The sequence below is a fragment of the Deltaproteobacteria bacterium genome (assembly GCA_016178705.1).
In the GTDB taxonomy this organism is placed as follows: domain Bacteria; phylum Desulfobacterota; class Binatia; order HRBIN30; family JACQVA1; genus JACOST01.
The window spans coordinates 144,185-169,993 of the sequence record JACOST010000015.1 but is presented as its reverse complement, the minus strand read 5'-3'; the positions used below and the strand labels follow the sequence as shown (position 1 = coordinate 169,993).

The window sequence follows — 25,809 nt, the reverse complement described above, 5'->3', positions numbered from 1 at the left end:
TTCGTGTTCTCTCACGCTCAGACTCGGCGCTCTCGGCGCGCTCTGTGGTGAATCCGCTCTTGTCCGGTCCGCGCTGACGATCGACTCCGGTTTCCCATTCGCATACAATCCGTGGCCATGAAATCGACAGTTGTGTTGCTCCTCCTCACGATCATGGCCGCCGCTGCTCGCGCCGATATCGTCGAGTGGCGGGACGCCGATGGCGGTCGACATTTCACCAACAACCGCGACGACATTCCCGCCGCGACCGAGACTCATGTTGTCGTAGTCGAGCACCCGAAACCCCTCGACAACGCCGGCCCGCCGGAAGCGCCGGCGTCCGCGGCGGAGCCGCGGCGTCGGGCGCAGGTGATCTACGACCACTCGCAGACTCCGTCCGATGCGTCCGTGGCCTACGCAAACGGGTTGGTGCAAGGCCTGGCGCTGGCGCGTGGTGAGAGTGGCAGCGGCAGTGATGTGCAGATCAGTGGCCCGCTCGCCATCGCCAACAGTTACGACGGCGCCAGCGTGTATCCGGACTACGCGCCGTTCGTCACGACGGGGTTTGACCGCGGCCGCTCGCGCCACCAAACCCTGCGCATGTTGCTGCAAGACCAGTTTCAACTTGATCGCGATGGCCCGTTTCTCCATGAGCGCCTGCCGATCGGGCAAGGCGTGGCGCTCCATCCGCTCTTGCCGCGCGGATTACCTCGTGGGTTCGCACGCGGTGGCCGCGTAGTGACTCGCTAGTCAACGACGACCGCATGAAGTGATGGCTCCGTGATGGCTCATTGATGGCTCATCCTCGCGTGCTCGACCGCGCGCACAGCGCCGTGGTCATGATCGATGTCCAGGAAGCCTACCGCGGGGCCACGGTCAACCACGACGGTGTGATGCGTGCGCTCAATCGCTTGCTGCGCGTCACCGCGCAACTGGAGATTCCCTTGCTTGTGACGGAGCAGTATCCTAAGGGGCTCGGTCACACGATGAAGGAATTGGTCGAGCTGTTTCCGCCGGGCCAGCGGGTAATCGAGAAACTCTCGCTGAGCTGTTGCGGCGAGACGAGTTTTGCCGCCGCGCTCGACGGGCTCCATCGTCGGCAGATCGTGGTGTGTGGCCTCGAGGCGCACGCGTGCGTGAATCAGACCGTCCACGACCTGCTCGATCAAGGGTATCAAGTCCATCTGCCGCACGACGCCATTTCGTCGCGCTTCGAACTCGACTACCGAGTCGGTTGGGAGAAGATGATCGGGTCGGGCGCCGTGCCGACCAGCGTCGAAATGATTTGCCTCGAGTGGGTCCGCACCGCGGCGGCGCCCGATTTCAAAGCCGTGCAGAAGATCATCAAGTAGTGTCCCGACGTGACCCGGGATGAGCGCCGCACGCGGTCAGCAAGGCGATAGCGCGCGTGGCGGCACTGAGGAGAGCAGGGGGCAGCGTTGGGAGAGGTTGGAGCGGCCTACTTCTAGTTTCAAGGGCTGACCCCAGTGCCATGACCCCAGTGCCACTTTCGACGACGATTCGCACGCGATGTGGGTGAGAACGAGTCATGTCGAAGCGCTTGTTGCTCGGATGGCTAGCCGCGCCCGTGATCTTGCTTGGCTTCAGTGGCTGCGCCCCGCCCGTTTACTTCGCCAGATCGATTCGTGGCAGGGTTGTCGATGCGGAAACACAGCAGTCAATCGAAGGCGTAGTCGTTGTTGCTGAATGGGTTCTTCTCACAAGCGTCGGAGGCTTCGGCGGCCACGACAAACGCTTGACGATTGTTGAGACCGTCACTGACCCAAATGGAGCCTACATCATCCCATCCTGGGGGCCGCGGCTCCGGCCACCGTTCAGCATGTTGGACTACCTCGATCCGAAATTGATCGTCTTTAGGAGTGGATATGTCCCACTCGTCCTCGACAACTTGCAGGAAGGTGAGCAGTGGATGATTCGCAGTTCGCAGTGGGACGGGGAGACACTACAGCTGGCTCCATTCCGTGGAGATCCAAAGGAGCGAGTGGATCAGCTCGATCGCATACTCACCGGACACCGCGGGCCGACGCCAAAGTTTTACAACGAGCTATTGAAGGAACGCCTGTCTGTCGGCAAGGCTGGTGAGAATTTGTTTCGTTTCGTTGACGATCGTCTAGAGCGGGGGCTGTAGGGTGAAGCACTCAAAGCTGGCAGTTGGGGTCAGCCCTGCTGGCAGTTGGGGTCAGCCCTTGAAACTAGACTTTCGATTGCTCAGGTCCGGTCGTGCTGCGGCAGTGGACCCCGCTGCTGACCGACACGCTAGGTCCGCGCTTCGAGATGCAGGCGCTTCACTTCCCAGCAAACTTCGGTGTGCGCTTCTCCATGATTGCGAGGACGCCCTCGCGGGCGTCGGCAGTGGTGAAGGTAATGCCCTGCTGCAGCGACTCGAAGTCGAGCATGTCATCGAGGGTGTGCTCGGTGCCGCGATAGATCGCCCGCTTGGTCATCCGCACCGCGATTGGGCCGCAACTGGCGATCTCGCGGGCCAGCGCGAGTACCGCGTCGTCGAACTGCTCACGCGGCACCACGCGCGTCAGCAAACCAAGTCGCTCGGCCTCGGCCGCGTCGATGATGCGGCCGGTGAAGAACAACTCCGCGGCGCGAGCGGTGCCTATCAGGCGCGGTAAGAAGTACGTGGCGCCCATACCGGGATGAATGCCGAGCTTGGTGAAGGTCATACCCATCTTTGCATCGCTGGCCGCGACGCGCAGATCGCACGCGAGCGCAATGCACAGCCCGGCACCAATCGCGTGGCCGTTGATGGCGGCGATGGTCGGGATCGCGAGCCGGCGAATGGCGAGATAGCGTGTGTAAAAGTCGCGCGGCGAGCCAGCCATGCTTGGCCCCGCCTCGTCCTTCACTGCACCGCTGTCGCGCGCCAGCATGCCGAGATCGCCGCCGGAGCTGAACGACTTACCGGCGCCTGTGAGTACGAATACCCGCGCCGCTGCGTCGGCGCGAATTTGCTCGACTGCGGCGACGACTTCCTCGCCCATCGCCGGCGTCATCGAGTTGCGCGTCTCTGGCCGGTTGAACGTCAGCGTAACGATGCCGTCGTCGGTCGTGGTCAACGTGATGTGCTCGTAGGCCATGTTCCGTTTCCTCCGTGGCGCGAGCGGTTGTAGCGGCGGGGCGGGAGGCAGTCAAAGTGCAGTCAGATCGAGAAGGCGGCGATCGCGGCCAAATTGACTTCACCGCCGCCCGCCCTTAGCGTCGGACAGCATGCGCAAACTCGCGCTCGGTCTAGTGGCGCTGGTGCTGTTGTTGGCGCTGGCGGCGGTCATCGTGACGGTGGCGCTCGACCGTCTCGTCGCGGCGAACCGCGAGGCGATCCTCGCGCGTGTACAAGCGGCCCTCGGGAGGCCGGTGCGAGTCGCGCGAATCACGGTACGCGTGCGAGCGGCGCTCAGCATCGTGCTGACGGAGGTCGAGGTCGGTGAAGATCCGGAATTCGGCCGGGAGCCGTTTCTGCGTGCGGCGGAAGTCACGGCAGAGTTGAGGTTGATGCCGTTGCTGCAGCGCCGCCTCGAGGTTGGACACGTGGCGATCGTTTTGCCGACGATCCGTTTCGTATCGATCGACGGACGGCGCAACATCGACAGCCTTGGCCGTCAGTCGCAACTTGCTCCACTCGCCGAAACCCCGGCGACCGTGCGGTTGGTGGCGGATCGCGAGGGCTCGCCAACCACCGAGCCCCCGTTCGCTCTGGTGATCGAGTCGGCGGTGGTTCGTGACGGCACGCTGATCGCCGTCGATCGCGGACCGGCCGTGGAGTCGACGACGACGATACGGCACGTCGATCTAGGGGTGCGCGACTTCGGGCGCGCACGGCCAATACCGCTTCAGATCGATGCCGCACTCGGTGATGAGCCGCCGAGCGTGCACCTCGCGGGTAGCGTCGGCCCGGCGACAGATCGCACGCGGATACCACTGATTCTGCACGGCAGCGTCGGCCCGTTCGCGAATCTCCATGTGACCGTCGACGGTCTCGACATTCAAGCCCTCGTTACCGATCACTCGCTAGAGCTCGAACGCGTTCGTGGCAACGCTGCGGGCGGCAGCTTTGCGTTCTCGGGCGCGGTCGCACTGTCCAGCGACGGGCCGCTGCACCTCGCGGGTGAGATTGCCGGCGTCAGCCTCGCCCAACTGCAGGTTCTACGCGGCGCGGCGTCCGTGCATCCGATCGAAGGCACAGGTTCGCTGCGCATCGACCTCAGCGGTCGCGTGGGATCCAGATTGCTCGAGTCGCTTGCGGGCCGTGTGGCGGTCGAGGCAACCCACGGTACGATTCACGATTTCAATCTCGTCGACGAGCTGCTGACGAAGCTTTCGCACCTCCCGGGCTTGGCCCAGGCGCTCTCGCATCACCTCAAACCCAAGTACGGCCGGCTGCTGAACGCAACCGATACGCGGTTCGAGCGCCTGGCGGCGACGCTGCGCCTGGCCGATGGCCGTGCGGAAACCGATGACCTTACGCTGGCCGGTGAAGATTTCGGCGCGCACGCCGCCGGCACTGTCGCGCTGACGCGCGAAGTGAATCTGCATGGCATGGTGCTGATGTCGAAACGCTTCAGCGACGATGTGGTGGCCGACGTGAAGGAGGTTCGATACGTGGTCGATGACCAGGGCCAGCTGGCGATTCCGTTCGTCTTGCGCGGCCAACTCGGTCAGGCGAAGCCGAAACCCGATCCAGCGTATATCGATCAGCTGATCGAGCGGGCACTCCAGCGCGGCGCGGCCGACAAACTGGTCGACAAGTTGTTCGGTGGCAAACACCACGGCAAGCCAGAGTCTGCTCCGCCCGACGCGGGCGGCGTTCTCGAGCGCAAGCTGCGCGATCTGATCGGGCGGTGACTTGCGGCGACGCGCGGTCGGGCGAGTTCGGCTATCGATAGGTCGGGGCAGCGAGTGGCGCGCTGGCCGGCGCGAGCGTCTCGGCCTGGGCGGTTTGTGCCGGTGGTGCGGTCGGGCCAGCCGTCGCTTCAGCCGACCCAACGGCGCTCGGCCCCAGGGTGCTCGGAGCGAGCTTGTGCGGCAAGGTGAAGCTGAATGTCGAACCGCGGTCGAGTTCGGAACTTACCGTGATCTCGCCTTCGAGCAATCCCAGATAGCGCCGCACCAGCGCCAGACCCAACCCGACGCCACCGTGTGCTCGGGTTGAGGTTCCGTCGATCTGGCGGAAGTCTTCGAAGATCAGTTCGAGGTGCTCGGGACTGATGCCGACACCCGTGTCCTGCACGGTGAAGCGAATGCGCTTGGCCGCGGGCAGGTTCTCGACGGCTACGGTGATGCGGCCCCCCGCAGGAGTGAACTTGATTGCGTTGGACAGCAACTGCTCCAGGATCTCGCTCAGCTTCTGCGCATCGGTGATGATCGCTGTTAGATCCGCTGGCATTTGAACCCGCAATGCGACCTCGGGCGGGTGCGGCTGACAGGCGCTGCTCATGACTTGGTGCACCAGCGTGGCTACCACCACCTCGCTCGGCCGGACGGTGACTTGGTGCTCCTCGAGCTTGGCGAAGTCGAGCACGTTTTGCAGCAGCCGGTGCAGTTTGGAGGCGCTGTGCTGAATGTGCCCGCACACTTTGATCGCCTCGTCGGGTAGCGCGCCGAAGTCACCGCTGATGAGGAGATCGGCGTAGCCGATGATCACATTGAGGGGCGAGCGCAACTCATGCGACATGTTGGCGACAAATTCAGACTTGAGGCGGCTGGCTTCGATCACCCGCGTGTAGAGCACGCGGAGCTGCTCGCTCTGCTGCTCCAATTCGTGGGTCCGAGCGCGCACCTGTTCGGCAAGTTGGGTGGCCCACGCTTCGCTCTCTGCGGCGACCCGGCGTTCCTGCTTGGTGTTGTCGACGATGTAACCGTAGAAGATCGCGGTGGCGAAGAAGAACGGCACGCGGATCAATGAAGCCGCAGTGAGGGCTTGCGGGCCGGCCAGCAGGATGCTCGCGCAACCGATCACCACCGCGCCGACCGCGAGTAGCCCGAGGTTCTCGCCGATGGCCGCGAGGAACAACACGAAGAAGAACAGGAAGAATTCCTGTCCCAGTTGCGTGGCGAGCAGCACCACCGAAACCCACAACGTATCTCCGATCAGCACCGGGCCTTGAATCCACCAGAGAAAGAAATAGTGTGTCGGCACCCGACTCAGGCCGACGTTGGACACCAGCGCGGCACAGATGACGGTGACGATGCTAAGCGGCACCGGGCCGGCTTCCTGCACCACCACGAGGCCAGCGACGGCGATGATCAGAACGTAGCGGACGATCAGGAATGTGTGGCGCCGCTCGGTCAGTGTGACCGCCGGCGCGGTCATGCGACTTGACGCGCGGCGGAGTCCGCAACCGCTTCGGCAGTGCGGGAGGCGACCACGGGCAGCGTCAGGGCGAAGCTGCTCCCGATCGCCAGCGTGCTCGATACGTTCAACGTCCCACCGAGCAGCTTGGCGTACCGCTGCACCAACGCCAAACCCAACCCAACGCCTTCGTAGCGTCGCTGGAGCGAGCCATCGAGTTGGCGAAACTCGACGAAGATCTTGTCGAGGTCATCGTCGCGGATGCCGATGCCGGTGTCACTAACCGCAAATGTCACCTGGTTGCCGGCATCGTCAGCGGTGATCGCCAATACGACCTCGCCCTCGTGCGTGAACTTGACCGCGTTGCTGAGCAAGTGTCCCAAGGTCATGCGCAGTTTGTGGCCGTCGGTGATCAGCGTCGGCAGATCGGGCTGCAGGCGCGTCTGCACGCTGATGTATTCCGGGCGCGGCAAGGTGGCCGGGTCGGTCACGTCCTCTGCCAACTCGGCGAGATCAACCGGCGCGAGGAACAATGGGGCCTCACCGGCGTCGACGCGGGCGAGGTCCAACACGTTGGTGACCATCGCCAAGAGGCGGCGCCCATTGTGGCGCATCCGATCGAGCAGCTCGTGCGCAGCTTCATCGAGTTTCCCCCAGGCGCCTTGCGTGAGCAGATCGCCGTAACCGAGGATGACGTGCAACGGACTCAGCAGCTCGTGCGACATGTTGGCGACGAACTCCGACTTCAGGCGGCTCGCCTCTTCGGCTTGCTTGTAGAGTGCTTCCATGGCGGCGGCCTTCGCGTTGGCTTCCTGGGTGCGGATCTCGACCAGATGCTCGAGCTGTTTGGCGACTTCGCGATCTCGCGTCAAGCGATCACGGTCCAGGCGCGCGCGCGTGCCGATGTGGCCGTAGAACAGCGCTACCGTAAAGAAGAACGGAATGCGAATCAGCGATGGCGACGACCACATCGAACCGCCCTGGGTGGAGAAGTAACAATCCGCCGTGCCGATCAGAACCGCGCCGATCAGCGCGGTGGCGAGACTTTCACCGACCGCGGCCAGCGTGAGCACGAAGAAGTACAAGAGGAAGAACTGCTGCCCGATCTGCCCGGGCAGCGAGAGGCTGTACGCGATCCACAACGTGTCGGCGATCAAGACCGGGATCTGCACCGCCCAACCAAACAGATACGGCTCCGGCAAGAACCCCAGCAGCGCGTTCGATAGCAGGGCGCCAATGATGAGGTAGGGCACGACCGGATCGGGCTGGGCGGGGTGCCCCTCGAAGAGAATGAGATATCCCGAGGCGATGATGAAGGCGTAGCGCAGAAGGATGAAGGCGCGCTTCCGGCTGAGTGATTCGGTATCGAACGGCACGGCAGAACTTCCCTCGTTGGTCTTGCGCTCAAGAATGCGCATTTCGTGTGACAGCAAGGCAGGTGCCACGTCGTGTCGGCAAAACCGTCGTCCATGCTGCCGTCGCTGGCCCAGCCGACGCCGACAGCGCTATGGCGAGCGACACCGGGATGACGTTTCGACCGGCACAAGGCCAGAAGAATCTGCCGTCGCTGAACCCGGGCGGCGCGTTGCCGGCGAGGTCACGTCGGGCTAAGGAGCGCCGATGGCACGGCGGGGACGGTCAAGGCGAGGCGGGTGGGAGTGGCGGCGACACCTGCTGGTTGTATTGCTGCTCGCCGGCACGTCCGTTGCGCTGCAGTTCTCCACCCCAACGCTCGGGTCGGTGGACGGCTACTTTCACGCGCGCTACGCGGCACTCATCCGCGTCGCCGGGCTGCACGGCTTTCCGCCGGCGTTCCCGTGGCTACCGCTGACGATTCGCTCCGCGGACCGCTATTCGGACCATCACATGCTCTTCCACATCTTGCTCGCTCCGTTCACCGCTGGCGATGTGCTGACCGGCGCCAAGTGGGCCAGTGCGATATTCGGGGCGGCCGCATTCGCGGCGGTCTATCTCTCGCTCGTACGGTTACGTGTGCGGCGTGCGCTGTGGTGGCTGCTCGCACTCGGCGCGTTGGCTCCCGATTTTCTCTACCGGATGGAGATGCCGCGCGTGCAGGCGCTCTCGCTGGTGGTGTTGTTGATCGCGTTGAACCTCGCGCTGGCCCGGCGCTTTGCATGGCTCCTGCCGATCGCCGTCGTGTACACTTGGCTCTACGATGCGTTTCCCCTGTTGTTCGTGATTGCCGGAGCGATGGTGGTGGCGATTGCGTTGTGCGAGCGACGCACGGAATGGCGTCTACTCACGTATTCGTCGGCCGGCATCGCGATCGGATTGCTGGTGAATCCCTACTTGCCCAACAATCTGTGGTTCATCGCGCAGCACTATCTGAGCAAACAGGAGATCAGCGAGACCATGCGTGTCGGAACGGAGTGGTATCCGTATCCGGTCGCGCAATGGTTGGGATGGGGTGGAGCGATTGCGGTGCTGGCCACCGCCGCGTGGGTGGCATGGCGCGGGCGGGCGCGGCTCGACGCCAACCGTCTCGCGCTGCTGCTGGTGGCGGCGGTATTCTTCGTGTTGATGTGGCGATCGCGTCGCTTCATCGAATACGCGGGGCCGTTCATCCTTCTCGCGCTGGCCGCGACGCTGCACGCGTGGATCGAGCCCCATATCGCGCGCTTGACGGAGAACACGCAGCGCATCGGCGCTGGGATTCTCGTCGTCGCTTGCGGCGCAAGTGCCGCGTTCGCCATCGGCCAATTGCGTAGTCGCCCGGGTCCGGAGCGCTATGCAGCCGGAGCAGCTTGGCTGGCGCAGCATACGTCGCCGGCGGCGATCGTGTTGACGCCCAATTGGGACGACTTTCCGCTGCTGTTCTTTCACAACCAGCGCAATCGCTACGTCATCGGTCTCGACCCGGCGTATCTGGCGCAACGCGATGCGGAACTCTACCGGCTGTGGCAGCAACTGGGTCGGGGCGAGGTGACGCCGCCCTCGCGCGTACTCGATCGTTTTGACGCCGATGTGGTGCTGAGCGACCGGACGCATGAGCGCTTTTTGGCGGCGCTGGCCGCGGATCCGGCGATGGAACGAGTGTACGAAGACGGCGATTGCATGATCTACCGCCGCCGCGGCGCGGTTGCGGTGGGACCGAGCGGCAGTTAAGGAAGCGCGGTGAGTCTGTTTACCTCCCTGCCACCGTATCGCCGGCCACGGCCGATTCAGCAACTGATCCGTGCGTTGATGCTCGATCGCACGCTGTACGAAGAGGTGGCGGTCGACCGCACCGGGCTATCGCAAGCGCTCGGCGTTGTGGTTCTTGCGGGCATCGCTAAGGGCGTCTCCCTCACGGCTATTCCTGGACTCGTCGGCGCGCTGTTCGGCATCTTCGTCAGCGTGGTTGGTTGGATCGTGCTGAGCGCGCTGACGTTCGCCATTGGGAACTGGGTGTTGCGCTCTGGACCAAGTTCGTGGCGCGCGATTGCGGCCTGCCTTGGTTTTGCCGACGTGCCGGCGGTACTCAATTTCCTCGATGTCATTCCGTGGGCTGGCCCGTTCGTTCGTATGATCGTTTGGTTTTGGCTGTTCGCGGCAACCATCGTGGCGGCTCGTGCCGCCTTTCGTGTGTCACTGGCCCGCGGCGCCGCCATCGGTGGGCTCGGTTTCATCGCTTATATGGTGATCGGCTTTGTCGTCGAGATATGGAGTTCGTGAGGCGATTGCACGCTTGACGTGGCGCTCGCGCTGAGCGAACCTTGGGCTCAAGGGTGCGTCGCGAGCCGTACCCATCTCGTGGAACTAGAGTAAGGGGGCTGAGCTGATGGCAGAAGGAACACAAGCGAGTGGCGAGAAGAAGGCGCGGCCGATCGTGCCGTTCCTGCGGCTCGGTGATCGCCCGCATCTGGTGGGTAAGAAGTGCGACCAGTGCGGTGCGGTCTATCTCGGGAACCGCGTGGCGTGCTCGAAGTGCAGCACGACCGGTCCCTTCTCCGAAATTCCGCTAAGCACGAAGGGCAGCTTGTGGGTGTACTCGATTGTCCACCAGTCGGCGCCCGGGATCCCGACGCCCTATGTCGCCGCCATCGTTGATTTGCCCGAAGGCGTGAGTGTGCGTTGCAACATCATCGATGTCGAGCCCGATCCCGCCAAGATCCCGTTCGGCATGCCGGTGGAAATGATCACCAGGAAGGTCCGGGAGGACAAAGAGGGTAACGACATCATCGCGTTCTTCTTCCGCCCGGCGAGCAAGAACTAAAGGCTGCCGCCACGCGGAACGCAAAGGAGGTTTGCCATGAGAAACGTGTACGTGCTCGGAGTCGGGATGATCAAGTTTGGCCGCTATCCGGACAAAGACGTGCCCGAGTTGGCGGCCCAGGCCGCGTTACTGGCGCTCAAAGATGCCGGCATGACGATGAAGGACATTCAGTTGCTCGCCTCGGGCAATTTGTTGCAGGCGGGCGCGATGGTCGGGCAACGTCTGCTGCAGCAGATCGGGCAGACCGGTATTCCGGTCATCAATGTGGCGAATGCGTGCGCGACCGGCTCGACGGCCTTTCGCGAAGCGTACTTCGCGGTCGGCTCGGGTGAGTACGAAGTTGCTATGGCGGTGGGTTCCGAACAGATGGGCAAAGCGGGCCTGCTCGGTGGTGGCGGCGCGTCGCGCGAAGGCAGCGTTGAAGGCATTCTCGGCAGCGGACTGATGCCGGCGGTGTTCGGGCAAGCCGGTGTCGAGCACATGCGGAAGCACGGCACTAAGATGGAGCACTTCGCCAAGATCTCAGTGAAGAATCACAAGCACTCGACCAAGAACCCGCTGTCGCAGTACCAGAACGAGATGGACCTCGATGCGGTGATGAAGGCGCGCATGATCGCGTACCCCAACACGCTCTACATGTGTTGCCCCACCGGCGACGGCGCTGCCGCCGCGATCGTCGTGTCGGAGGCGGTGATGAAGAAGTACGCCAAGAAGCCGGTCAAGGTGGGGTGCTCCGTGCTCACGTCCGATCCCTGGAGCGACCGCGATCTGACCCTGCCCGATGTGAGCACGCTCACGCGCACCGCCGCCAAGCAAGCTTACGAACGGGCGGGCGTCGGCCCGGAAGATCTCGATCTCGTCGAGTTGCACGACTGCTTCGCCACCGCCGAGCTGCTGCACTACGAGAACCTCGGGCTGTGCAAAGAAGGGGAAGCTGGCCGCGGAGTGGACGAGGGATGGTTCGCTCACGGCGGCAAGAGTCCGGTCAACGTCAGCGGCGGCTTGCTGTCGAAAGGCCATCCCTTGGGCGCCACCGGCGTGGCGAACATCTACGAGGTGGTCATGCACTTGCGTGGTGAAGCCGGGGCGCGCCAAGTGGAAGGGGCGAAGGTTGGCCTCGCGCACGTGATCGGCCTGGGATCGGCCTGCACGATTCACATCTTGACCGCGTAAGTCCCCACTCCACGATTGCTAGAAAAGCGGCCGCCGAAGGCATCACCTTCGACGGCCGTTCTGATTTGTGCGCGTCATGCTCTGCGCAATGCTAGGCCACCTCGCCACGCAGCCGTATGCGGCTGATCGTGAGCAATTTTGGTCACCGCCAGCGCGAGTGTCAGCGTCGCGAGCTGCCGTCAACATTTGGGGGCAAGCGGGACCGTTAGGCCGCAGGCTCGCTGCGCCGGCCTTGCTGAAGCGGGAGCGGCACGAAGGTTGTATTGTTGCACCTCCATGAGCTCGAACGGAGGATTCATGCGCGCGAACGAGTCGGGAACGGTGCTGGTGGTGGATGACATTCCAGCTAACTTGGACATCACAGTCCGGTCGTTGGTCCGTGAAGGCATTGCGTGCCGCACAGCTAGCGGCGGTATCGAGTGCCTGGAAATTGTCGCGCGCGAACCGATCGATCTGATCCTGCTCGATCTCGGCATGCCGGTCATGGACGGCTGGGCGACCTTGGCGGCGCTGCGCGAGCGAGCGGAAGGGCGCAGCATCCCGGTCGTGCTGTTTACCTGTCATGACCATCTGTCGAATCGCGAACGCGCGATGGCGGAGGGCTTGGTCGATTTCCTGCCGCGGCCAGTGTCGCGCGCGCGACTGGTGCAGACCGTTCGCATGCACCTCGGCACGCGGGCGCGCGTGCGCGCGCTCGATGCGCTCGATCGGCGGCTGCAGGCGGCGGCGTTGTAGCCGTTCCCCGTGTTCGAATTTCGTGATCGGCGACGGTCACGCTCCGATCCATTGCAATCCGCGCAACTCGCCGGTTCCACGCACTACGCCGACTTGACCCGCCCGGTGAATCTCGGTTTGGTCAACGGGTGTTGCCGTTGCAATTTGCCGCCATCTGTTCGTTGACCTGCCTCGCGTTGCTGGCCCTGACCGGCCGGCTCGACTTCATGCAGCGGGAATTCTCCGCGCCCTGGCGTCGGGTGGTTGCCGCGCTGCTGTTCGGCGGCATCCTCACGATTGTCGTGTTCTATCCACTCGCGGGCGGCAGCCGATTGATTGCGGACGATGTCGATGAGGTGTGGTTTCCGGCCGTGTTTGCCGGTCACGCGCTACTGCTGCTGTTTCTGGTGACGTGGCGGGCGCTTCGCCAGGTGCGCTTCACCCCACGCTCGTTTCCATTTGATCACATCGCCGCGGATCTCCGCCACGGCGTCGCGCTCGGATTGGCCGGCTGGGCGATTACGATTGCCGTGACGATGGGCGTGGCCGGCATCGCCGTCGGCTCTGGCGTGGGACCATCGCCGCCGCAGGAAATCCCGCCGTTGATCGCCTGGATGGCGGCGTTGCCACTCACGCGCAAGCTGTTGATCATTGTTGCGGCGATGACCGTCGAGGAACTGTTCTTCCGCGGCTTCTTGCAGCGACGGGTTGGTTTGGTGTTGTCGAGCGTGTTGTTCACGCTGGCGCACGCGAGCTACGGGTTGCCATTCATGATGGTGAGCGTGCTGACCATCTCGCTGTTGATCGGTCGCGCGCTGCAACAGCGCGGGCGGCTGCTGCCGTGCATCGTCGCGCATGGCGTGTTCGATGCGATCCAACTGCTCATCATCCTGCCGTGGGCGGTGCGGATGATCGGAGGTGAGAGCTAGCGCGAGTTACGACACGGCTGCGCGCCGCGGCTTCGCGCTCGTTTTCTGCGCCGGTTCGAGCGCCAGCGCGAGGACTTCGTCGAGATTGTCGACGAAATGGAAAGTCATTTCCTGGCGGACGGCGTCGACGATGTCTTCGAGGTCCGTCTCGTTGCGTTTTGGCAGCAGCACCGTCTTGATGCCGGCGCGGCGGGCACCCAAAACCTTCTCCTTGACGCCACCGACCGGGAGGACTTTGCCGCGCAGCGTGATCTCGCCCGTCATCGCGAGGTCGTGCCGCACCAGCCGTCCGGTCAGCAGCGACGCGAGCGCGGTCGCAATCGTCACGCCCGCGGATGGCCCGTCTTTCGGCACGGCGCCGGCGGGGACGTGAATGTGGATGTCGGCGTTCTCGAAAAAATCGGGCGCCAGCCCATAGCGCTCAGCACGACTACGGATGTGACTAAGCGCCGCCTGGGCGGACTCCTTCATGACCTCGCCGAGATGGCCGGTGAGCATCAGGCCCTTCTTGCCGGTCATCTTGGTGGCTTCGATGAAGATGATGTCGCCGCCCATCGGTGTCCACACCAAGCCGACAGCGACGCCGGTGTCGTGGGTGCGCTCGGCGACCTCGGTGAAGTAGCGTTCCGGTCCGAGGAGTTCGTGAATCCTTTCAGGTGTGATGAATGCCGTCGCGGTTTGGCCTTCGGTGACCGCGCGGGCGACCTTGCGGCACACGCTGCCGATTTCACGTTCGATGTTGCGCAGACCGGCTTCGCGCGTGTAGTGGCGCACCAGGTGGAGCACCGCGGCGTCGGTGAACGTGACCTGGTCGGCGGTGAGGCCGTTCTCGCGCACTTGCTTCGGAATCACGTGTCGGCGCGCGATCTCGAGCTTCTCCTCCTCCGTGTAGCCGGTCAACTCGATGATCTCCATGCGATCGCGGAGCGGCGGCGGAATCGGTTCGAGCATGTTGGCGGTGGTGACAAACATGACCTTCGACAGGTCGAACGGCACGTCGAGATAGTGATCCTGGAAGCTGTTGTTCTGCTCGGGATCGAGCACTTCGAGTAGGGCGGAGGACGGATCGCCGCGGAAATCCGCGCCCAGCTTGTCGACCTCGTCGAGCATGAAGAGCGGGTTGTTGGAGCCCGCGTTGCGCAATCCTTGAATGATGCGCCCCGGCATGGAGCCGATGTAGGTGCGGCGATGTCCGCGCATCTCCGCTTCGTCGCGCACGCCGCCGAGCGACAGGCGAATGAACTTGCGACCGAGCGCGCGCGCGATCGATTTGCCCAGCGACGTCTTGCCGACGCCGGGCGGACCGACGAAGCAGAGGATGGGGCCTTTCGAATCCTTCTTGAGTTTGCGCACCGCGAGGAACTCGAGGATGCGATCCTTGATTTTCTCGAGATCGAAATGGTCCTCGTCGAGAATCCCGCGGGCGTGTGCGATGTCGAGGTTGTCGGTGGTCGATACCGACCAGGGCAGGCTGACCAAGCACTCGATGTAGGTGCGCACCACCGAGTGTTCCGCCGATTCCGGTGGGATGATGCGCAGACGCTCCAACTCGGCTTCGGCGGCTTTGAGGGCGGCTTCGGGCAGGTTGGCCTGCTCCATCTTGGTGCGCAGGTCGTCGACCTCCGCGGTGCGCGAATCGCCTTCGCCGAGTTCCTTCTGGATCGCCCGCAGCTGCTGGCGTAGGAAGAACTCCTTTTGGTTCTTCGACAGCTCGGTCTGCACTTGCGATTGGATTTTCTGCCCCAGTTCGAGCAGCTCGATCTCGCGGTTCAAGATCGCCGACAGCCGCTCCAGGCGCGTGCGCACTTCGAGTGTGCTCACCAACTCCTGCTTCTCCTCCACGCTGATGTTCAGGTTTGAGGCAATCAGATCGGTGACCCGTCCGGCGTCCTTGATGTTGGTCACTACCACCTGCAGCTCGTCGGGAAGGAAGGGGATCATCGAGACGAACTTGGCGAACTGGTTGACCATGTGCGCCTGCACGGCCTCGCTCCCGTCCGAGGTGTCGGGGATGTCGGCCAGTACATGCAAGCCGGCGCGCAGAAACGGATCGAGCTGGGTGTAGTTATCAGTCTCGATGCGGCGCAGACCCTGCACGAGAATTCGCACACTGCCGTCCGGGTACTTGAGCATCTTGAGGATGCGTCCCGCCGCGCCGCGCTTGAACAGCGCCGACGGTTGCGGCGTTTCCTCTTCGGGATTTTTCTGCGCGACCAGCGCGAGCATGCGATCGCTGGCCAGTGCGGCCTCGACCGTTTGCAGCGAGGCGCCACGCGATATCAGCAGCGGTACGATCGCCGACGGAAAGATCGCCACGCCGCGCAGCGGCAGCACGGGCAATTCGCTCGGGATCGTGATCCCGCTAAGATCGTCTTCGAAGCCGAAGAAGCGATGCTCTTTGATGTCTTTATCTGTAAGGTCGGCCATCGTCACTCTGGGTGCCGCGCGTTGAGCAGTCGTCGAGCGTGAGCGGGACCTTAATACACACATCAGTAGCCGACAAGGGGCCGCGAGCGAGTTTGACATCACATTTGTGAGCCGGTAGGTCGCGCACGTGGACGTGTGGGAGGGTTGGATGGAGCAGCACGTGTTCAGTTTGGAAGAAGCCAACGCTTTGATCCCCAAACTCGAGTTGATCATGGGCCGGTTGCAGCAACGGGTCGCCGAATTGCGCCGCGGCATCGACGAGCTGGCGCAGCAGACCGGCAAAGTCGCTGGCGATCTGACCAGCAGCGAGATCATCGAGCTGCGTCCAACGCTGCGGCCGGCCATCGTGGAAGTGGAGCAACTGCTCGGCGAGATCGAAGAGTGCGGGGGCGAGTTCAAAGGACTCGATCTCGGGCTGGTCGACTTCCCGACCGAGATCAACGGTGAGCCAGCAGTGTGGTGCTGGCAGTTCGGCGAGAAGGAGATCGGCTACTGGCACTCCCTCCATGAGGGCTTCGCGGGGCGGCAACCGCTGTCGGAGCGGCGCGCGCGCGCGACGTACTTGCAGTAGGTTGGGATGTCCTTGCTCGCCGGCGCCGCTCGCGTGTTGTTCCTGCTCACGCTGAGCGTGTGGCTTGGCTCCGTCGTCTTCATGTCGTTGGTGGTGGCTCCCACATTGTTTCTCTCGTTCCCGGTCGAGGAAGCCGGGCGCGTGGCTTCGGCGCTCTTCCCGATCTACTATCGCGTTGGCGCCGCCGGCGGCGGCGTGCTCCTGTTGACGGCATTGACCCTGCGCCGAGTCACGCGACGCAGTGCGTGGACATTGGTGAGCGTGCTCGCTGCGACCATGCTTACCGCAACCGTCTACGCAGGTCTCGTGGTGCAACCCCGTGCGCAAGCGCTGCGGCCTCAGCTACACCAAGTCGATGTGCCCGACACGGTCAAGGCCGAGTTCGACGACCTCCACCATCGGGCGGTACAGCTCAACGGCGCGGTGCTCGTCGGCGGCCTCGCGATCGCGGTGATTGCGGGCGTCACCCTCCGACACCCCGACACCCGATAGCCGGCACCCTTCCTTCAATGTATCGCGCGATTCTGTTCGATCTGTACGACACGGTGGTGCTGTTCCGCAAAAACGTGCCGACGCTGCAGGTCGCCGGTACGCGTTGGCGCTCAACTATGGATTGGATGCGTGAGGTGGTCGCGCAAGAACTCCCCGGCGTGAGCCACGACGAGTTTCTCCGCGCGATCACCGAGACCACCGCCGAGATCATCCGGGCGCGCCCGCCCGAGTATCGCGAGGTGCCGTCACCGGAACGCTTTCGGCGCGCGCTGCTGCGTCTGGGCGCCATCGGCGCTGATGTAGCGGGGCGCGCTGAGCGCTTCTCGCTCGCGCACATGCGCCACCTCGCCGCCTCAACCGAAACGCCGGCGCAGCATCGAACCCTGCTGCAGCGGCTAACGACGCGCTATCCGCTCGCCCTTGTTTCGAACTTCGATCACGGCCCGACCGCGCGGGCGATCCTCGATCGCGACGCACTCACGCCGCTGTTTCGCGCGATCGCCATCTCCGACGGGTTCGGCCGCCGCAAGCCGCATCCCTCGATCTTTCACGAGGCGCTACGCCAGCTCGGTGTGGATGCGAGCGACGCGTTGTTCGTCGGCGATAGTCTCCACGATGATGTCGCCGGCGCATCGGCGGTCGGGATGGATACCGTGTGGCTCAACCCCACTGGCGAACCGTTGCCCGACGGCGCATGCGCGCCGACGCACACCGTGGCGCACTTAATCGAGCTGGAGACTGTGCTGGGCTGACGGTTACGATACGCGTTCGACGAGTTGATCGATCAAGTCGAGCAGGTTGTCCTTGAACGGCGAGGGCTGCACAACGTCAATGGCCGCACGGGCACGATCGGCGTAGCTCATGGCGCGAATGCGGACGTCGTCGAGCACACCCGAACGGCGAATGCGATCAAGCGCGGCGGTGATGTCCGCCGCGGTTGGCTCAGGCTTCTCGAACAGCCGCCGCAGCTCGGCATCGTTGCGCATCGCGAGCACCACGGGGAGCGACGGATTGCCATCGCGCAGATCAATCCCCACCGGTTTACCGATGCGCTCTTCGGTGCCAGCCACGTCGAGCAAGTCATCGACCATCTGAAAGGTCATCCCGACCGCGAACCCGCACTCGCCCATGCGTTCGACCGTCGCCTCGTCGGCGCCGCCGAGGTGGGCGCCGGTGCGCGCGCCTTGTAGGAACAGTGATGCCGTCTTCCGCGTGATGATCTCGATGTAGTCGTCCACGGTCACCATCGGATTGTGGCGGAAGCGCGCTTGCATGATCTCGCCCTCGGTCAGACTCACGCACGCTTCGGCGGCCCAGTTGATCACTCTCTCCTCGAAGCGCGCGCACAGTTGAAAGGCGCGGCAGAAGAGGAAGTCGCCGGTGACCAGAGTATCGGCGAGGCCGTACTTGCGCAGCGCGGAGTCATTGCCGCGCCGGACTTCACTGCCGTCGATGATGTCGTCGTGCAGCAGCGTGGCAGAGTGAATCAGCTCCAACGCGGTGGAGGCGTCGATGATGTCGTTGAGATCTTGTCCACCGCAGGCGCGGAAGACCAGCAATGTGACGGCGGGACGTACGCGCTTGCCGCCCGATCCCACCAGATACTGGGCGATGTCGTTCAGCCGCGGTTCACGCGAGCGAATCAACTCACTCAGCCGCAGTTCGACGCGTTCCAGCTCATCACTGACCAGGATGCCAGCCGCGTCGGAGTAGTGGCGCCTGAGGCGCGGACGGGCGATGCTCACGCAGCAATCCTTAGAGAGACAAGAGCGCTAACGCGGCCAGATAATGTCAAAAGCTCCAAGGTGTCAACACCTGGAATTGTGAGTGATGAAAGGCGAGTAGGGGCGGGCCGCGCGGAATGTTCGAACGCCGCAACGGGGCAATCCACCATGTTTCTCGCCTTCGGCTGGAATAATCGCGGCCGGTCGTGCAACCTTCTACGTATGGGATCGCGCGCACTGAGACGAGCCGGGTTGGGGATGGCCCTCTTCGCCTCAGCATCAATCGCACCGGTGACGACGGAAGCGCGGCCGTTCGTATACGTGGCCAATCGCGACGCCGACAGCGTCTCGGTGCTCGACCCCCGTACCAACACTGTGGTTATCAACGTGCCCGTCGGTTCGGCGAACCAGTTGGCTGGCGGCTCCGACGGAATCCGCATGTACGTGACCGAGTTCAAGTTCGCGGCGGTGGTTGGAGTGGATACGCGCAGCAACCAAGTCGTGGTTGCCTTCGACGTCGGTGCGGAACCCAGTGGCATCGCGGTCACGCATCGCGGAGATCGCGCATATGTCGCCAACCGCGGCGACAACACGATCTCATTCCTCGATCTCGCGGCCTGCGTGTCGACCTCGACGGCGTGCGCGAGCGCCGCCACGATTGCAGTCGGGTCCGAACCGTTGGGTGTCGCGATCACACCCGCCGACGACGCGGTCTACGTCAGCCTGCAGAACGGGGCGAGCGTATGGATCATTGATGCGGCCGACCACCATGTGCGCGCGAAAGTCGCGGTTGGGACGGGTCCGCGTGGCATTGCGTTTGCGCCCGACGGCGCGCGCGCGTACGTGGCGAATCATGGGAGCGGCACGCTGTCGGTGCTTGATACGGCGGCGCTCTCCGTCGTCGACACGATCACGCTCGGGGGCGGGCCCATTGCGGTCGCGGTCGCACCGGATGGTCGCATCTACGTCAGCAACGACGTTGGAACGCTCCAGGCCATCGATCCCAAGAGCAAGGAGATTGTGGCGGTCGCGATAGGTGCGAACACGGACCCACAGGGGCTCGCGCTGCTGCCGGACGGGAGCCGGGTCTACGTGACGAACAATGCGCCGGACACCGTCGCGGTGATCGACACCGCTCGAAACGTGGTGGCGTCGACGGTCCGAGTGGAGAGCGGGCCGCGCGGGGTCGCCGTCGTAGATGTGCCCCAGCCTACCGCCACACCGACCGCCACCGCGACGCCAACGGTCACCGATACGCCGACGCCGACACCGACATCGACGCTCGGGCCGTGCGTCGGCGACTGCGATCACAACGGAAGCGTGACGGTCGATGAATTGGTGCGCGGCGTGAACATCGCCCTTGGCGATGCCGCGCTGGACGATTGCCCGGCCTTCGATCACGACGGGAGCAAGGTGGTGACGGTCGACGAGCTGGTGCTGGCGGTCAACGCCGCGCTCAACGAGTGCGTCGGGGAAGACTGATTGGATCGGCGTTAGTAGTCACGCCTGGAACCGGATGGAACCGGATGTTTGAGGGCAGCGATGGTGTCGGCTACACGGGAGTAGATTTGCCGCCAAGAAATGCACCGATGAGATCGCTATGACCTTCACCGTTTTCTCCGTGACTTTCGCTGCCGTCGTGCTGCTGATGTTGTTAGTGTGGCTCCTCAGTCTCATCCGACGCGACGCCAGCATCGTCGATATTTTCTGGGGCCTTGGCTTCACCCTCATCGCCAACGTCGCCTTCGTCGCCGGCAGCGGATATCCGCCGCGCAAACTCTTGATCACCACACTCACCAGCCTGTGGGGCTTGCGGCTGGCGGGCTATCTCCTGTGGCGCAATTGGGGCCACGAGGAAGATTATCGCTATCAAGCCATGCGGCGACAACACGGTGGACGCTTCTGGTTCGTCAGCCTCTATCTTGTCTTCGGTTTGCAGGGCGCGTTGATGTGGGTCGTGTCGCTGCCGGTGCAAGTGGCGCAGGCAAGCGCCCTGCCCGCTCATCTCACCGTTCTCGATGCTGTCGGCGCGGCGCTATGGGCCATCGGTCTAGGCTTCGAAGCGATCGGCGACTTCCAGTTGGCGCGCTTCAAAGCCGATCCGAACCATAGGGGCAAAGTGATGGATCGTGGCCTGTGGCGCTACTCGCGCCATCCAAACTACTTCGGCGACGCGATGGTGTGGTGGGGTTTGTTCTGCATCGCGCTCGCGACGCCTGGCGGAATCTGGACCGCAGTCGGTCCAGCGGTGATGACGTTCTTCCTGATGCGCGTCTCGGGCGTGGCGTTGCTCGAACGCAAACTGAAGAAGACGCGGCCGGAGTATGCCGACTACGTGCAGCGCACCAGCGCGTTCGTGCCGTGGTTCCGGAAGGGTTCGTAGTCCCGTTGTGGTCCCTGGTTCCGCCTTCTCTACGCACAGGTGCCGAGGGCGTTGTTGACGCCCTGCACCAGTTCTTCCACGGTCACGTCACCGCTGTCGTCGCTATCGAACTGCGGGCACAGGTCGAGCGGCGCGGTACCGAGCGCGATGTTGACGCCGATGATCAGCTCTTCGACCGTAACCTCGCCGTCGTCACCGCAATCACCCACGCACGTCTCAACGATTGGTGTCCACGTCTCAACGATTGGTGTCATGGTTGGCGTGGGTGACGGTGCGCCCGGTTCGGTGGGCGGTACGGGCGTCGTCGCGGTGGCGCTTGGCGTCGGTGTGGCACTGGGCCCACCCGAGAACGTCATCGTCGCTGTGGCGATCACGACAGTGGAAGGGTTGGTCGTGGGCGATGTCGTCGCGGTGGTCAACGGACTCGCGGTGATGGTCGCGGTGAACACCGACGTCGGACTCACCGTCGACGTCTCCGTGGGAGTGCCGGTCGCGCTGTGCGTGACGGTGGGGGATGGCGTGTCGGTCGATGTCGGCGTCGGCGATACGGTGGCTGTGGTGGACGGTGATGCCGTCGCGCTGGGGGTGTGCGTGCTGCTGGCGGTCGCGGACTGCGTCACAGTGGCCGTCGTGGTCGAGGTAGCCGAGCGCGTGATCGAGCCGGTGACCGTTGCGGTGCGCGTGGCGCTGCCCGTGCCCGTTGCGGTAGGAGTGGCGGTGCGAGTACCGGTGCTGGTCGCTGATTCAGTCGCAGTGACCGTGGCCGTACGCGTGCCGGTGGCCGTCGCCGACGCGGTGGCGGTCCGTGACCCGGTCGCAGTAGCCGACGCGGTGGCCGTCGCGGTGAGCGTGGCGGAGATCGTCACCGACGCGGTGGCCGAAGCGGTGCGGGTGCCGGTGGTGGTGTTCGTGACTGACGCCGTCGGCGTAGCCGTGCGCGTTTCTGATGCGGTCACGGTCGCGCTGGCAGTGCGGGTCGCGGTCGTCGTCTGCGTCGCGGTGCGAGAGTTTGTCGGTCCGATACTCGGCGGAGTGGTCGGCGTCGTCGTAGGAACGGGCGGCGCGGCAGCGGCGATATGCAAGTTGAAATTTCCATTCGCGTTCTTGTACCCATCGACAACGATCGCGATGTGTTGGCCGCTGGTGAGCGGCACCATCACCTGCGACTGATGAACCCCTCCGCCGATGTCGTCGTTGCAGGCTAGTTGCGCGCCGAGGCAATTGACGTCGCGAACATACAAGACCGTGTCGAAGGCCGAGCCAACGGTGTCGATGAGGAACGTGCCGCTAAACGGCGCGGTGTAAAGAAACGAACGATCCGGCGCGTCGAGCGGGTCAGTGGCCCCATCGCACACTCCTTTGAGCGAATTCGGTTGAGCCGTGGTCGTGCCGCTAGCGAACGCTGGAATCGCACTGCCAAGGTTCGTGGCCGCCGGACACGAGGGTCCGTTGATGTTGAGCGAGTACGCTCCACTGTGATTGAGAAATCCGTCTACCACCATGAAAATGGTCTGCCCTGCGGTAAGGTCCACCATGACTTGTGATCGCTGATTGCCCTGGGAGATGTCGTCATTGCAAGCGAGTTGCGCACCGGTGCAACTGCTGCCGCTGCGCACATACAGGACCGTGTCGAACGCCGAGCCGATCGTATCGATGGTGTAACTGCCGCTGATCGGCGCGGTGTAGAGCGTCTCGGTGTCGGAGGCGCCGCTGCCTCCACAGGTGCCGGCAAGTGAGTTCGGTTCCTCAAATGTCGAGCCGCCGACGGCGACCGGCAAACCGGAAGCCGATCCCGGGCTGGGGCATCCGGGTCCCGTGATGTGGAGTTGGAAGTTGCCGGTGTTGCCGCCGCCGAGCCCGTCCACGACGATGTAGATCTGCTGTCCCGGAGTCAGGTTCACCATCACACTGATTGGCACGAGACCGGCCGCGCCCGCGTCGGCAAGAAGGATCGGCTTGCACGCCAGCTCCGCGCCTTGGCAGGTGGCGCCATTGCGCACGTACAGAGCGGTCTGAAATTCCGAGCCGTCGGTGTCGATCGTATACGCGCCGCCGACGGGGGCGGTGTAGAGGAAGGTCTTCTCAGCCTGATCGCCGGCGCACGAGCCTTCGAGCACGTTGGGCCCGCTGGTGGTTCCGGCCGTACCGGCCGTGAGCGCATTGCCGAGATCAGTGGGAATCGGGCACGATGGCCCATTGATGTGGAGGGTGAAGTTGCCGCTGTTTCCGTTGTATCCATCGACAACGATGTAGACCGTGTCGCCCGGATCGAGCGCCACCGAAACCTGTGACAGGTGCTCCACCTGCGAAATATCGTCGTTGCAGGCCGACGGCAGCTCGCCGCTGCAGCGACCGTTCATGACGTAGAGTACGGTGTCGAACGATGATCCGATCGTGTCGATGGTGTACTGGCCGCCGATCGGCGCCGTGTATTTGAACGTCTTCTCGGGTGCGGTGCCGATACCGGCGCATGATCCTTTGAGGAAATCGTTACCGCCGACGGTCGTGCCCGTCTGGGTGATGGGCGGGTACGCGCTGCCGAGATCGGTGAACCCCGAGCACGGGCTGATCCCACCCTGTGCAACCGAAATCCAACCCGGCAGAGCACCCATCACGAAGCCGAACACGAGCGTGACTCGCCAGAGGTGAGCTCCCAAATGCTGCGTGCCACGCATGGTCCCCCTCCGCACCCTTTCGGCTAGCGTTGCTGACGACGAAAGTCGATCGCGGCAATTGTCGTCCGCTTGGGCGACGGAAGTCAACCCAACTTCAGCCCGCTGTCGAGTCGTTCGCGTCAAGCGCTGATCTTGCCGCTCACAGGGCTTCCCGATAGAGTCGACTCAAACGCGATGATCGACGTCAGAAACGTCTCCCGTTCCTACCACCGCAACGCGGATGAGGTGCACGCGCTCGACAACGTGAGCGTGCACATCGAAGCGGGGCACTTCGTGGCGTTCATGGGGCCGTCGGGCTCGGGCAAATCGACCCTGCTCAATCTCATCTCCGGCATCGACCGGCCGAACTCAGGTGACGTGCTCGTCGTCGGGCAGCGACTGAACGACCTCAGCGAAGACGAACTCGCCCACTGGCGCGCCCGCCACGTCGGCCTGATCTTTCAGTTCTTCAACCTGATCCCAGTGCTGTCGGCGCGCGACAATGTGGCGCTGCCGCTGTTGTTGACTCCGCTGAAGAAGGCCGAGCGCGCGCGGCGAGCGGAGACGGCGCTGCGTGTGGTCGGCCTCGATCATCGGATGGATCACTCGCCGCGCACGCTCTCGGGCGGCGAACAACAACGCGTGGCGATTGCGCGCGCCATCGTCACCGACCCCGATCTGATCGTCGCGGATGAACCGACCGGCGATCTCGATGCCCGCAACGCCGAGGACATTCTGGCGCTGCTGCGGCAACTCAAGAACGATTTCGGCAAGACCATCGTCATGGTCACTCACGACTCCCGCGCGTTGCGCTTCGTCGACGATGCGTTGCACCTCGACAAGGGCGTATTGCTCGAAGGTGAAGACGCGGACCGCGCGGCGGAAGCGATTCGCATCGCCGCCGGCGGCGCCGCGCGACAATAGATAGCCGGCAAACGGTACCCGAGTCACGAATCACGAACACGAGTCACGACCATGAAATACTTCGGCCTCATTCGCGCCAATCTCGGGCGCAACAAGCTGCGCACCGCGCTCACCGGCGGGGCGATCATGCTCGCAGTGGTGCTTGTGTGCTTGTTGCTCACGATGCCGGCCGGACTCGACGCGATCCTCAACAGCGTCGCCAGCAACACTCGCATTTCCGTGCACAACAAGGGTGGCGTGGTGTACTCGATGCCGTTCTCATTCACGCGCAAGGTGCGTGAAGTGGACGGCGTCGCGGCGGCCACCGCGACGATGTGGTTCGGCGGCGCCTTCGAAGAAGAAGGACGGGTGACCTTTCCGAATTTCGCCGTCGAAGCCGAGCATGTCGGCGCCGTCTACCCGGACTACAACATCCCGGCCGAGCAACTCGCCGACTTCCAACGCTACCGCGACGGCGCGATCGTCGGGCGTCAGACGATGCAGAAGTACGGCTGGAAGATCGGCGACCGCATCACGCTGCGGAGCACGGTCTGGCCGGCCAATCTCGACCTGCGCATCGTCGGTGAGATGCCGCGCGAAACCTCACCGCTGTTGTGGTTGAATTGGACCTATCTCGACGAAGCGCTCAAAGCGAAGGGGATGCCCGGTCTCGGAATCGCCAACGTGATCTGGGTGCGTGCCAGCGATCCCAACCGCGTCAACGCCATCATGCGCCAGATCGACGACATGTCGCACAACAGCGAAGCGGAGACCGCGTGCGAGACCGAGAAGAGCTACTTCGCGAACTTCTTCGGATCGCTCAAGGGCTTCCTCACCATCATCCTGATCGTCACCGGACTGGTGGCCTTGTGCATCGTGTTCATCGCCGCCAACACCGCATCGATGGGGGTGCGCGAGCGCTCCGGCGAACTCGCGGTGCTCAAAGCAATCGGCTTCGGCCGGCGCGTCATCTTCGGAACGCTATTCGCCGAAGCCGTCGCGCTGTCCACAGTGGCGGGGAGCCTCGGCGTGCTGCTCACGATCGGATTGACGCATGCGCTCAAAGCCTCGACCGGATGGAATCCGGCGCTCGGGCCGCTCGGCAGTTTCATCGTCACCGCGCCGGTGGTGGTGCAGGGGATCTTCCTGTCGCTCTTCGTCGGCATGTTGGCCGGCCTCGTCCCGTCATTCGGCGCCGCCCGCAAACCGGTGGTGCAGACGCTGCACGAGGTGTTCTGACTGCGGCGGATAGCATATGGCGTATGGCAGATAGCCGAGACATCCGGATGACAATCCGAACCATCAGCGATATGCGATCAGCCATC

General features: G+C 63.8%; 23 protein-coding genes. 17 read left to right on the top strand and 6 right to left on the bottom strand.

From position 1 onward, the window contains the following. Nucleotides 1–117: 117 nt before the first annotated feature. From HYR72_12550 to HYR72_12540, 3 genes are all read left to right on the top strand, one after another. Nucleotides 118–729: a DUF4124 domain-containing protein gene (locus HYR72_12550; GenBank protein MBI1815801.1), complete on the top strand. Its 612-nt coding sequence runs from the start codon at nucleotides 118–120 to the stop codon at nucleotides 727–729. Between the two features lie 44 nt (nucleotides 730–773). Continuing rightward, complete coding sequence (locus HYR72_12545; GenBank protein MBI1815800.1) at nucleotides 774–1,331, top strand: isochorismatase family protein; 558 nt, start codon at nucleotides 774–776, stop codon at nucleotides 1,329–1,331. A gap of 197 nt (nucleotides 1,332–1,528) precedes the next feature. Further along, complete coding sequence (locus HYR72_12540; protein ID MBI1815799.1) at nucleotides 1,529–2,128, top strand: hypothetical protein; 600 nt, start codon at nucleotides 1,529–1,531, stop codon at nucleotides 2,126–2,128. Between the two features lie 157 nt (nucleotides 2,129–2,285). Here the strand turns inward: HYR72_12540 and HYR72_12535 are convergent, their stop codons facing one another. Beyond that, entirely contained in the window at nucleotides 2,286–3,089 is an 804-nt protein-coding gene (locus tag HYR72_12535) for an enoyl-CoA hydratase (GenBank protein ID MBI1815798.1), read from the bottom strand. 130 nt (nucleotides 3,090–3,219) lie between these two features. Here HYR72_12535 and HYR72_12530 point away from each other — a divergent pair, with 130 nt between their 5' ends. Beyond that, nucleotides 3,220–4,851 (top strand): AsmA family protein, encoded by a 1,632-nt coding sequence (locus HYR72_12530; GenBank protein ID MBI1815797.1) that lies wholly within the window; start codon nucleotides 3,220–3,222, stop codon nucleotides 4,849–4,851. A 31-nt stretch (nucleotides 4,852–4,882) separates the two neighbouring features. Here the strand turns inward: HYR72_12530 and HYR72_12525 are convergent, their stop codons facing one another. Then, nucleotides 4,883–6,319: a hypothetical protein gene (locus HYR72_12525; protein MBI1815796.1), complete on the bottom strand. Its 1,437-nt coding sequence runs from the start codon at nucleotides 6,317–6,319 to the stop codon at nucleotides 4,883–4,885. Further along, nucleotides 6,316–7,743 carry a hypothetical protein gene (locus tag HYR72_12520; protein MBI1815795.1) on the bottom strand — a complete coding sequence of 476 codons (1,428 nt, stop codon included), beginning with the start codon at nucleotides 7,741–7,743 and terminating at the stop codon, nucleotides 6,316–6,318. The genes HYR72_12525 and HYR72_12520 overlap by 4 nt, the downstream gene beginning before the upstream one ends. Nucleotides 7,744–7,918: 175 nt before the next feature. On the opposite strand from HYR72_12520, the gene HYR72_12515 reads away from it, so the two are divergent. The 6 genes from HYR72_12515 (at nucleotide 7,919) to HYR72_12490 (ending at nucleotide 13,330) form a co-directional block, all read left to right on the top strand. Then, nucleotides 7,919–9,424: a hypothetical protein gene (locus tag HYR72_12515; protein ID MBI1815794.1), complete on the top strand. Its 1,506-nt coding sequence runs from the start codon at nucleotides 7,919–7,921 to the stop codon at nucleotides 9,422–9,424. 9 nt (nucleotides 9,425–9,433) lie between these two features. Then, complete coding sequence (locus HYR72_12510) at nucleotides 9,434–9,973, top strand: hypothetical protein (protein ID MBI1815793.1); 540 nt, start codon at nucleotides 9,434–9,436, stop codon at nucleotides 9,971–9,973. Nucleotides 9,974–10,079: 106 nt separating this feature from the next. Further along, complete coding sequence (locus HYR72_12505; GenBank protein ID MBI1815792.1) at nucleotides 10,080–10,514, top strand: Zn-ribbon domain-containing OB-fold protein; 435 nt, start codon at nucleotides 10,080–10,082, stop codon at nucleotides 10,512–10,514. 36 nt (nucleotides 10,515–10,550) lie between these two features. Further along, nucleotides 10,551–11,687: a thiolase family protein gene (locus tag HYR72_12500; GenBank protein MBI1815791.1), complete on the top strand. Its 1,137-nt coding sequence runs from the start codon at nucleotides 10,551–10,553 to the stop codon at nucleotides 11,685–11,687. Between the two features lie 297 nt (nucleotides 11,688–11,984). After that, entirely contained in the window at nucleotides 11,985–12,422 is a 438-nt protein-coding gene (locus HYR72_12495; GenBank protein ID MBI1815790.1) for a response regulator, read from the top strand. Nucleotides 12,423–12,559: 137 nt separating this feature from the next. Then, on the top strand, nucleotides 12,560–13,330 hold the full coding sequence (locus tag HYR72_12490) for a CPBP family intramembrane metalloprotease (GenBank protein ID MBI1815789.1): 771 nt from the start codon (nucleotides 12,560–12,562) through the stop codon (nucleotides 13,328–13,330). A 6-nt stretch (nucleotides 13,331–13,336) separates the two neighbouring features. Here HYR72_12490 and lon read toward each other — a convergent pair whose 3' ends face one another. After that, the gene (gene lon, locus HYR72_12485) at nucleotides 13,337–15,757 is read right to left on the bottom strand and encodes an endopeptidase La (protein MBI1815788.1); all 2,421 of its coding nucleotides are present in this window, start codon (nucleotides 15,755–15,757) and stop codon (nucleotides 13,337–13,339) included. Nucleotides 15,758–15,905: 148 nt separating this feature from the next. Here lon and HYR72_12480 point away from each other — a divergent pair, with 148 nt between their 5' ends. From HYR72_12480 to HYR72_12470, 3 genes are read left to right on the top strand one after another with little or no spacing between them, the layout of a single operon-like run. After that, nucleotides 15,906–16,328, top strand: coding sequence for a DUF2203 domain-containing protein (locus HYR72_12480; protein MBI1815787.1), 423 nt, complete (start codon nucleotides 15,906–15,908; stop codon nucleotides 16,326–16,328). A 6-nt stretch (nucleotides 16,329–16,334) separates the two neighbouring features. Then, nucleotides 16,335–16,820, top strand: a complete 486-nt coding sequence (locus tag HYR72_12475; GenBank protein MBI1815786.1) for a DUF4149 domain-containing protein — start codon at nucleotides 16,335–16,337, stop codon at nucleotides 16,818–16,820. A 17-nt stretch (nucleotides 16,821–16,837) separates the two neighbouring features. Beyond that, nucleotides 16,838–17,572 carry an HAD family hydrolase gene (locus tag HYR72_12470; protein ID MBI1815785.1) on the top strand — a complete coding sequence of 245 codons (735 nt, stop codon included), beginning with the start codon at nucleotides 16,838–16,840 and terminating at the stop codon, nucleotides 17,570–17,572. 3 nt (nucleotides 17,573–17,575) lie between these two features. On the opposite strand, the gene HYR72_12465 is transcribed toward HYR72_12470, so the two are convergent. After that, a complete protein-coding gene (locus tag HYR72_12465) occupies nucleotides 17,576–18,565 on the bottom strand; it encodes a polyprenyl synthetase family protein (protein ID MBI1815784.1) in 990 nt (329 codons plus the stop codon). 237 nt (nucleotides 18,566–18,802) lie between these two features. On the opposite strand from HYR72_12465, the gene HYR72_12460 reads away from it, so the two are divergent. Both HYR72_12460 and HYR72_12455 read left to right on the top strand, forming a co-directional pair. Beyond that, the gene (locus HYR72_12460) at nucleotides 18,803–20,026 is read left to right on the top strand and encodes a YncE family protein (GenBank protein MBI1815783.1); all 1,224 of its coding nucleotides are present in this window, start codon (nucleotides 18,803–18,805) and stop codon (nucleotides 20,024–20,026) included. A 118-nt stretch (nucleotides 20,027–20,144) separates the two neighbouring features. Next, nucleotides 20,145–20,927: a DUF1295 domain-containing protein gene (locus HYR72_12455; protein ID MBI1815782.1), complete on the top strand. Its 783-nt coding sequence runs from the start codon at nucleotides 20,145–20,147 to the stop codon at nucleotides 20,925–20,927. Between the two features lie 29 nt (nucleotides 20,928–20,956). Here the strand turns inward: HYR72_12455 and HYR72_12450 are convergent, their stop codons facing one another. Beyond that, nucleotides 20,957–23,602 carry a hypothetical protein gene (locus tag HYR72_12450; protein ID MBI1815781.1) on the bottom strand — a complete coding sequence of 882 codons (2,646 nt, stop codon included), beginning with the start codon at nucleotides 23,600–23,602 and terminating at the stop codon, nucleotides 20,957–20,959. A gap of 174 nt (nucleotides 23,603–23,776) precedes the next feature. Between HYR72_12450 and HYR72_12445 the strand changes: the two genes are divergently transcribed. Beyond that, nucleotides 23,777–24,505 carry an ABC transporter ATP-binding protein gene (locus HYR72_12445; GenBank protein ID MBI1815780.1) on the top strand — a complete coding sequence of 243 codons (729 nt, stop codon included), beginning with the start codon at nucleotides 23,777–23,779 and terminating at the stop codon, nucleotides 24,503–24,505. 51 nt (nucleotides 24,506–24,556) lie between these two features. Then, the gene (locus HYR72_12440; protein ID MBI1815779.1) at nucleotides 24,557–25,723 is read left to right on the top strand and encodes an ABC transporter permease; all 1,167 of its coding nucleotides are present in this window, start codon (nucleotides 24,557–24,559) and stop codon (nucleotides 25,721–25,723) included. Nucleotides 25,724–25,809 lie beyond the last annotated feature (86 nt).